6 protein-coding genes and 1 pseudogene are annotated in these 9,190 nt (G+C 68.3%); all 7 read left to right on the forward strand.

Annotation, left to right across the window (positions count from 1 at the left end; all coding sequences use genetic code 11):
- Positions 1-383: pseudogene (locus ACFR9S_RS07355) on the forward strand (M24 family metallopeptidase); the annotation flags it as partial.
- Positions 384-511: 128 nt separating this feature from the next.
- The gene (locus ACFR9S_RS07360; protein ID WP_379730685.1) at positions 512-2,767 is read left to right on the forward strand and encodes an NADP-dependent malic enzyme; all 2,256 of its coding nucleotides are present in this window, start codon (positions 512-514) and stop codon (positions 2,765-2,767) included.
- Between the two features lie 181 nt (positions 2,768-2,948).
- The gene (locus tag ACFR9S_RS07365; RefSeq protein ID WP_379730684.1) at positions 2,949-4,607 is read left to right on the forward strand and encodes an ABC transporter substrate-binding protein; all 1,659 of its coding nucleotides are present in this window, start codon (positions 2,949-2,951) and stop codon (positions 4,605-4,607) included.
- A gap of 6 nt (positions 4,608-4,613) precedes the next feature.
- On the forward strand, positions 4,614-5,606 hold the full coding sequence (locus ACFR9S_RS07370) for an ABC transporter permease (protein WP_379730683.1): 993 nt from the start codon (positions 4,614-4,616) through the stop codon (positions 5,604-5,606).
- Positions 5,603-6,676 (forward strand): ABC transporter permease, encoded by a 1,074-nt coding sequence (locus tag ACFR9S_RS07375; protein WP_379730682.1) that lies wholly within the window; start codon positions 5,603-5,605, stop codon positions 6,674-6,676. Before ACFR9S_RS07370 ends, ACFR9S_RS07375 begins: the two co-directional genes overlap by 4 nt.
- A 1-nt stretch (position 6,677) precedes the next feature.
- Positions 6,678-7,871, forward strand: a complete 1,194-nt coding sequence (locus tag ACFR9S_RS07380) for an ABC transporter ATP-binding protein (protein ID WP_379818353.1) — start codon at positions 6,678-6,680, stop codon at positions 7,869-7,871.
- On the forward strand, positions 7,864-9,190 hold a 1,327-nt coding region (locus ACFR9S_RS07385), incomplete at its 3' end, for an ABC transporter ATP-binding protein (protein WP_379818354.1). The genes ACFR9S_RS07380 and ACFR9S_RS07385, both read left to right, overlap by 8 nt.

Below are 9,190 nucleotides of genomic sequence, written 5' to 3' on the forward strand. Positions count from 1 at the left end.
CCCGGATCGAGGCGACCGCGCTGGCGGCGACCCGCGAGGCCGTGGCGTCCGACGGTACGGCCGGGGACGTGTTCGCGGCGATCCGCGAGGCGTACGACAAACTCGGCTTCCCGGCCGCGTGGGAGGACGGCGAGCAGGGCGGCGCTGCGGGGTTCGCACGGCGCGAGTGGCTCGCCGCGCCCCACGCGACCCACGACGTGCGGGCGCCGATGGGGTACGCGTTCAACCCCGTCGTCGTCGGCGCGCGGAGCGAGGACACCTACCTCGTGGCGTCCGACGACGGCTTCGAGTGTCTGACGGCGACGCCGAACTGGCCAACGTTCGACGCCGAGGCGGTGGGCTTCGACCTGACGCTCGAGCGCCACGCGCCGTACGCGCCTTGACCCCTCCGTCGGTCCCGAACGCGGTCGTTCCGGTACGGTCGTGGTTGACGAGACGGGTGATCGACGATCGTCGAATCGGATTACGACGCGGTGGATAGCTTTTTCAGCGCTCCGGCTCAGTCGGGCGTATGGGACTCGAGGACGACGCACGGGAGTATCACCGAACCGATCCGCCCGGCAAGATCGAGATTTCGACGACGAAGCCGACGAACACGCAGCGGGACCTCTCGCTCGCGTACTCCCCCGGCGTCGCGGCGCCGTGTCTCGACATCGACGAGGACGAGGAGCGTGCGTTCGAGTACACCGCCAAGGGGAACATGGTCGGCGTCGTCTCGAACGGCACGGCCGTCCTCGGACTCGGCGACATCGGCGCACAGGCCTCCAAGCCCGTGATGGAGGGGAAGGGCGTGCTGTTCAAGCGCTTCGCCGACATCGACGTGTTCGACATCGAACTCGACGAGACGGACGTGGACGCGTTCTGCCGGTCGGTCGAGGCGATGGAGCCTACCTTCGGCGGGATCAACCTCGAGGACATCGCGGGGCCGGAGTGTTTCGAAATCGAACAGCGCCTCCGGGAGTCGATGGACATCCCCGTGTTCCACGACGATCAGCACGGGACCGCGATCATCAGCGGCGCGGGGCTGCTCAACGCCGTCGACATCCTCGACAAGGACATCTCCGAGATGGAGATCACGTTCTCTGGCGCCGGCGCGTCGGCGATCGCGACCGCGAAGTTCTACGTCGAGCTCGGCGCCGACCCCGACAACATCACGATGTGTGACTCCTCGGGGATCATCACCGAGCAGCGAGCCGAGAACGACGACGTGAACGAGTACAAGAAGGAGTTCGCCCGCGACCTGCCCGAGGGCGACCTCGCGGACGCGATGGAGGGCGCGGACATGTTCGTCGGCCTCTCCGTCGGCGGCATCGTATCACAGGAGATGGTGGCGTCGATGGCCGAGGACCCGATCGTGTTCGCGATGGCCAACCCCGAGCCAGAGATCGGCTACGAGGCGGCTCGCGAGGCCCGCGACGACACCGTGATCATGGCGACGGGGCGCTCGGACTACCCCAATCAGGTGAACAACGTGCTCGGCTTCCCGTTCCTGTTCCGCGGCGCGCTCGACGTGCGCGCGACGAGCATCACCGAGAACATGAAGATGGCCGCCGCCGAGGCGCTGGCCGAACTCGCCCGCAAGGACGTGCCCGACGCGGTCGTCAAGGCCTACGGCGACCAGCCGCTCCAGTACGGTCCCGAGTACGTCATCCCCAAGCCGGTCGACCCGCGCGTGCTGTTCGAGGTCGCGCCCGCCGTCGCCGAGGCGGCGATGGACGAGGGCGTCGCCCGCACCGAGATCGACATCGACGCCTACTCCGAGAAGCTCGAGGCCCGGCTGGGCAAGTCCCGCGAGATGATGCGGGTCGTGCTCAACAAGGCCAAGAGCACCGACCAGCGCATCGCGCTGGCGGAGGGGACCGACGAGAAGATGGTCCGGGCCGCCGCCCAGATCCAGGAGCAGGGGATCGGCGACCCGGTCCTGCTCGGCAACAGCGACGAGATCGAGGGGATCGCCGCCGACCTCGGGCTGGACTTCACCCCGGAGATCGTCGACCCGCGCGTCGACGAGACCGAGGGGTACGCCGACCGGCTGCACGAGCTCCGCCAGCGCAAGGGGATCACCCGCAGCGAGGCGAGCGAACTGGTCCAGCGCGACACCAACTACCTCGGGAGCGCGATGGTCGAGGCCGGCGACGCCGACGCGCTGCTGACGGGGCTGACCCACCACTACCCGTCGGCGCTCCGGCCGCCACTGGAAGTGATCGGCACCGCCGACGACGCCGACTACGCCGCCGGCGTCTACATGCTGACGTTCAAAAACCGGGTCGTGTTCATCGCGGACGCGACGGTGAACCAGGACCCCGACGAGGAGGTGCTGGAGGAGATCACCAGACACACCGCCGAACTCGCCCGGCGGTTCAACGTCGAACCGCGCGCGGCGCTGCTGTCCTACTCCAACTTCGGCTCCGTGGAGAACGAGGGCACCCGCAAGCCCCGCGCCGCGGCCGCCAGCCTGCGTGAGGACCCCGACGTGGACTTCCCGGTCGACGGCGAGATGCAGGCCGACACCGCGGTCGTCGAGGAAATCCTGACCGACACCTACGAGTTCTCCGAGTTGGACCAGCCCGCGAACGTGCTGGTGTTCCCGAACCTCGAAGCCGGCAACATCGCGTACAAGCTGCTCCAGCGCCTCGGCGGCGCCGAGGCGATCGGTCCGATGCTCGTGGGGATGGACAAGCCCGTCCACGTGATGCAGCGCGGCGACGAGGTGAAGGACATCGTCAACCTCGCGGGCGTCGCGGCCGTCGACGCACAGCAGGAGTAGCCGACGACGCGGCTCCCGTCCTACCGGCAACCCACGCCGTTTTCCCGATACTTAGGTCGAACAGCCGCTTCTACAGCCGGGTTTTCACACCGAACCCCTGACGTATTCCGTCGCCGGCGGGCGGTGTGGGGTGTGCGTCCCCGGCACAGGGTATAAGTCAATCCGCCACATCCGAGTGTCTATGGCTGACAAAGACAGTCCGGACGTGAGTCGACGGAAGTTCCTCGGCTTCGCTGGCGCGGCGACGGCGACGGCCGTGGCCGGCTGCACCGACGGCGGGGGGACAGACACCGAACAGCCCGGCGGCGGCGACACCGACACGCCGACCGACGAGCCGACCGAGCCTGAGGGGACGCCGACTGAGCGGCCGGAGCCGGAGACCCGCGACGGCTACCTCCAGCGCGCGAACCGGCACGCACACGACCAGGCACCGTGGGTGTTCCTCCACCAGCAGTACTCCGTCTACGGGCAGTCCAACGACATCGAGTGGCAGCCCCGCTCGGACGAGCGCGTCGACGCCTACGCCATCGAGCCGGCGACCGACAGCGGGGACGACGTGGTGATGACCCAGTCCCAGATGGACTCGGGGCTGGACCCGCAGGACCACCGCGAGACGCCGACGGACAACATCGTCCTCCAGGCCTACGAGGGGCTGCTCGAGCGCGACCGGGAGGGTGCCATCATCGACATGCTGGCGACCGACTACCAGCGCTTGGACGAGACGACCGTGCAGTTCACCATCAGGGACAACGTCTCGTTCCACTCGGGCGACTCGCTGACTCCCGAGGACGTCGCCTACTCGATCAACCGGATCGTCGACGACTCGGTCGGGTTCACCTCGCCGCAGTCCGACCAGCTCGTCGGCGTCGAGGGGGCGGAGGTCGCCTCCAGCGGCGACCGGACGGTCAACGTCAACCTCTCGGGGCTCAACCCCATCGTGTTCCAGTCGTTCGCGACCTACTGCGACGTGATGAACAAGTCGTGGGTCCAGAACCACGACTCGGCGTACATCAACCAGAACATGGAGGGGACCGGCCCCTTCAAGCTCGCCAACTACGAGCAGGGGGTCGAAGTCGAGTTCACCCGGAACAACGACTACTGGCAGGAGGAAGCGGCCATCTCGACGTTCACCATCACCTCCGCCAGCGAGTCCTCGACGAGGGTCAACCGCCTCATCAGCGGCGAGGCGGACATCATCGTCAACATCCCGCCCCAGGAGGTCGGCCGCGTCAACGACAACGACGGGACGACCGTCTCGGCGGTCCCCTCCACGCGCGTCATCTTCAACGCGATGCGCTACGACGTGGAGCCGTTCGACTCGCCGGAGTTCCGCCGCGCGATGAACTACGCCATCGACATCGAGTCCATCATCCAGAACGTCCTGCAGACGTTCGGTGACGCCTCCAGTCAGCCGACGCTGCCGAACTTCTTCGGCTACAACGAGGATCTGGACATCTACCCGCAGGACCAGGCCCGCGCCGAGGAACTGGTCGAGGCATCCGGCTACGCCGGCGCCGAGATCGAGCTGGTGACGCCGATCGGCCGCTACCTCAAGGACGTGGAGGTCGCCCAGGCCGTCGCCGCCCAGGTCGACGAGCTCTCGAACGTCTCCGCGACCGCCCGCCAGGTCGAGTTCTCGACGCTGGTCAGTCAGGTCACCACGGGCAACATCGAGGACAAGCCGCCGTGGTACCTGCTCGGCTGGGGGAACGCGACGTTCGACGCCATCCAGACGCTCCAGCCGCTGCTCGCGAGCGACGGGTCGCTGACCTCCTACAAGAACGACGAGTTCGACGCACTGCTCGACGAAGCCCAGAGTCTGCCGAGCGAGTCCTCGTAAGGCAGCATGGGCTACGGTCGTTTCCTCTTGAAACGCGGAGTGCAGGGTGTCGGCGTCGTCTGGGGCGTCGTGACCGTGGTGTTCCTGCTGCGGTTCATCACGCCGGGCTCGCCGATCGACACGGTCGCGCCGCTGGACGCGAGCCAGGAGACGCGTCAGCGCATCGCCGAGGAGCTCGGGCTGAACCGGCCGCTGTACTTGCAGTACCTCGACTACCTCTGGGAGCTCCTGCAGGGGAACATGGGCTACTCGTACATCTCCAACATCTCCGCCTCCCAGCAGGTGTTCGCCAAGCTCCCGGCGACGCTTGAGCTGGCGGTGGCCGCGAGCGTCGTCGCCATCGTGCTCTCCATCCCGCTGGGTGTCATCTCGGCGACCAGGCGCCACCAGCCGGCCGACTACGCCGCGACGACGTTCTCGCTGCTGGGCATCTCGACGCCGAACTTCTGGCTCGGCATCATGCTCGTGCTGCTGTTCTCGGTCCAGCTGAACGTGTTCCCGACAAGCGGGCGCGCCCACGGCTTCGTGCAGGTGCTGGCGGCCTTCACGGGGCCAGCGCCGTTCTTCGAGGTGACCGTCGAGTGGCTGGCGTCGCTGTTCCTCCCGGCGATAACGCTGGGCACCTACTTCACGGCGCTCATCACGCGGCTGGTCCGCTCGGGGATGCTCGACGAGCTCTCGAAGCAGTACGTCCGGGCGACCCGCTCGAAGGGGCTGCCGGAGTCGCTGGTCAAGTACAAACACGTGCTCCGCAACACGCTGGTCCCGGTCGTGACCGTCCTCGGGCTCCAACTCGGGACGCTCATCGGCGGGGCGGTCATCACGGAGGCCGTCTTCGCGTGGCCGGGGCTGGGCAGCGAGATCATCCGGGCCATCAACGCGCGTGACTGGCCCATCCTCCAGGGCAGCCTCATCGTCATCGGTGCGGGCTTCGTCCTGGTCAACATCGCCGTCGACGCGATATACGCCTACCTCGACCCACGGGTGATGGCAGAATGAAGATCGGACCCATCTCTATCTCCCCACGAACGGTCCGGAACCTCCGCAAGGAGTTCCGGTCCTCGGGGCTGGCCCGCATCGGCGTGGTGCTCATCACCATCATGGTGCTCATGGCCGTCTTCGCCCCGTTCATCGCACCGCACAACCCCCGGGCGCAGAACCTCGACCGGTCACAGCTCCCGCCGCTGGGGTTCACGAAGACCACCGAACAGACCTCCACCGAGATGGTCAACGGCTCGCTCCAGGTGGTCAACGAGACCGTGCAGGTCAACGCTACGGCCACCTACCCGCTCGGGACCAACTCCCTCGGTCAGGGGATGCTCTCGCGGGCCATCTACGGCGCCCGGACCTCGATGCTGGTCGGGCTGTTCGGCACTGTCTTGGCCGCGGTACTGGGGGTGACCGTCGGATTGGTCGCGGGCTACTACCGCGGGCGCACCGACGACGTGTTGATGCGCGTGGCCGACGTGTCGCTGGCGTTCCCGTCGCTGGTGCTGGCCATCGCGCTCATCGGGCTGTTCAGTCGGTTCCAGGCCGACGTGGCCGTCGGAGTGACCGATCCGTTCGTCACGACGGGGGTAGCGGGTGCGTTCCGCGACGCCGTCGGCTTACCGACGCCGATGCCGGAGACGTTCGTGCTGCCGTCGGTCGTCATCCTGGTCGTCGGCTTCGTGAACTGGGTCTGGTTCGCCCGCATCGCCCGCGGCGAGGCGATGTCCATCCGCGAGGAGGAGTACGTCAAGGCCGCCAAGGCCCTGGGCGCCTCCGACACGCGGACGGTCGTCCGCCACGTCCTGCCCAACGCCATCACCCCGATCCTGGTGCTCGCGACGATTCAGGTCGCGGCCATCATCCTGCTCGAGTCCTCCCTGTCGTTCCTGGGCTTCTCCGGAACGACGCTCTCGTGGGGCTTCGACATCGCGCAGGGGCGGGGGTATCTCTCCTCGTCGTGGTGGATCGCCACCGTGCCGGGGATCGCCATCGTCCTGACGGTGATCGGCATCAACCTCGTCGGCGACTGGCTCCGGGACGCCCTCGACCCGGGAATCGAGGGCGAGGGGGGGATGTAAGATGGCCGACGAGATACTCAAGGTCCGGGACCTCACGACCCGCTTCTTCACGGAGGAGGGGCAGGTCAACGCGGTCGAACACGTCGACTTCGACGTGCGCGACGGCGAGGTCTTCGGCATCGTCGGCGAGTCCGGCTCCGGGAAGTCCGTCACCGCGCTCTCGCTGATCGACCTGGTGGAGTCGCCGGGGCGGATCGTCGAGGGCGAGGTGTGGTACCGTGACGCCGACCTCGCCGACGAGCACCGGGAGTCCCACCCCGACGCCGTCGACGGCGACTACGTCGACGTGCGCCAACTGCCGGAGGCGACCCGGCGGTGGCTGCGCGGCCCCGCCTTCGCGACGATCTTCCAGGACCCGATGAGCAGCCTCAACCCCTCGATCACCGTCGGTGAGCAGATCGCCGAGGCGGTCGAGGTCCAGCGCCGCGCCCGCGCGAACCCGCGGCGCACCCGCTCGCGGACCCAGGGCTACGGGCTGGGCCGGATGGTCGTCGACTCGCTGTTGCCCTCCCAGAGCTACGTCAGCGAGGAGAGCCACGAGCGGGCGGTCGAACTGCTCGAACAGGTCGGCATCCCCGACCCCGAACAGCGCGCCCAGGAGTACCCCCACGAGTTCTCGGGGGGGATGCTCCAGCGCGCGATGGTCGCACAGGCGCTGGCCGGCGAGCCCGACGTACTGATCGCCGACGAGCCGACGACCGCGCTCGACGTGACGATCCAGGCGCAGATCCTGAACCTCCTCCGCGATCTGCAGGAGGAGGAGGACATGAGCGTCGTCCTGATCACCCACAACCTCGGCGTGATCGCGCGGATGTGCCAGCGCGTCGGCGTGATGTACGCCGGCGAGGTGGTCGAACGCGGCGCGCTCGAGGACGTGTTCCAGAACCCCGTGCACCCCTACACCGAGGGGCTGCTCGGGTCGATCCCGGACGTCGAGGATCCGGCGCCGCGGCTCTCGCCGATCGAGGGGAACGTCCCCAGCCTGCTGGACTCGGAGATGGGCGAGGAGTGCTACTTCGCCGATCGGTGTCCGAAGGCGATGGAGTCCTGTCTCCACCGCATCGACGAGCACGAGGCGGAGTCGACGGTCGACGACGCCGCACACCACGTGCGCTGTATACTCGCCGACCGGGAGTACGACGAGTCCGAAGCGCTCGGTCCCGAAGCCAAACAGGAGGTGGTCTCCAATGACTGAGGACGCGCTCTTGGAGGTCCGGAACCTCCGGAAGTACTACGAGGACGGCGGGGGGCTGCTCGACCGGTTGCTCCGCCGCGAGGCGACCAGCGTGAAAGCCGTCGACGGCGTCAGCTTCGACGTGTACGAGGGCGAGACGCTCGGGCTCGTCGGCGAGTCCGGCTGCGGGAAGTCGACGACCGGCGAGACGCTGCTCCGCCTGCGCGAGGCGACCGGCGGCACGGTCGCGTTCGACGGCGAGGAGGTGTTCGACCTCGACGACGAGTCGCTGTCGGCGTTCCGCCGCCGGGCCCAGATCGTGTTCCAGGACCCGTTCTCCAGCCTCGATCCGCGGATGACCGTCGGCGCCATCGTCGCCGAGGGGATGCGGATCCACGGGCTGCCCGAGTCGGACCCGACGGTCGCGACCGACGCCGAACTCACGATCGCGGACGGGATCGACCGGATGGTCGACGTGACCGTCGCGGACGACCTCGACCGCGTGGTCGAGGCGGGCGACGACGGCGTCGCCCGCGTCCCCGTGACGGTCCGAATGGGTAGCGAGGGTCCCGAAGCGACCGTCGACGCCCACGAGGAGCTGCTCGACGCGACCGTTGAGGAGACTGACGGCGGCCTCCGCGTCGAGGTGAGCGTCACGGGGTCGGACCGGGAGATCCGCAACGCCAGAGCCGGCGCGCTGCTCGAACGCGTGGGACTCTCGGCGGATCAGGTGGACCGCTACCCACACGAGTTCTCGGGCGGGCAGCGCCAGCGCGTGGGCATCGCCCGCGCGCTCGCGCTCGATCCGGAGTTCATCGTGCTCGACGAGCCCGTGAGCGCGCTCGACGTCTCGGTGCAGGCGCAGGTGCTGAACCTGCTCGACGACCTGCAGGACGACTTCGGGCTGACGTACCTGTTCATCGCCCACGACCTGAGCGTCGTCCGGCATATCTGCGACCGCGTCGCGGTGATGTATCTCGGCAAGATCGCGGAGCTCGGGCCGACCGACGAGATCTTCGAGAACCCCGACCACCCCTACACCGAGGCGCTGCTGGAGAGCGTCCCGCGCGCGGAGGTCGAAGAGCAGGGTCGCCGCGTGGCGACGCTCTCCGGCGACGTGCCGTCGCCGCGGAACCCGCCCTCGGGCTGTCGGTTCCGGACGCGCTGCCCGAAGGTGATCCCGCCCGACGACGTCGACATCGAGCAGTCGGCGTTCCGCGACGTGATGGATCTCCGCGAGGACGTCGAAGCCCGGAACCTCGACCCCGAGGAGATACGCGAGGTCGAGCCCGCGGCGTACCGCGAGCGGGAGATTTCCGGGATCGCCGGCGAGAACGCGG

Source organism: Halolamina salina, assembly GCF_042678005.1.
Classification (GTDB): domain Archaea; phylum Halobacteriota; class Halobacteria; order Halobacteriales; family Haloferacaceae; genus Halolamina; species Halolamina salina.

Bases quoted from the DNA above. Each gene is read 5' to 3' on its own strand.
- ACFR9S_RS07370 (WP_379730683.1), top strand. From the start codon at position 4,614: ATGGGCTACGGTCGTTTCCTCTTGAAACGCGGAGTGCAGGGTGTCGGC.
- ACFR9S_RS07380 (WP_379818353.1), top strand. From the start codon at position 6,678: ATGGCCGACGAGATACTCAAGGTCCGGGACCTCACGACCCGCTTCTTC.
- ACFR9S_RS07360 (WP_379730685.1), top strand. From the start codon at position 512: ATGGGACTCGAGGACGACGCACGGGAGTATCACCGAACCGATCCGCCC.
- ACFR9S_RS07375 (WP_379730682.1), top strand. From the start codon at position 5,603: ATGAAGATCGGACCCATCTCTATCTCCCCACGAACGGTCCGGAACCTC.
- ACFR9S_RS07365 (WP_379730684.1), top strand. From the start codon at position 2,949: ATGGCTGACAAAGACAGTCCGGACGTGAGTCGACGGAAGTTCCTCGGC.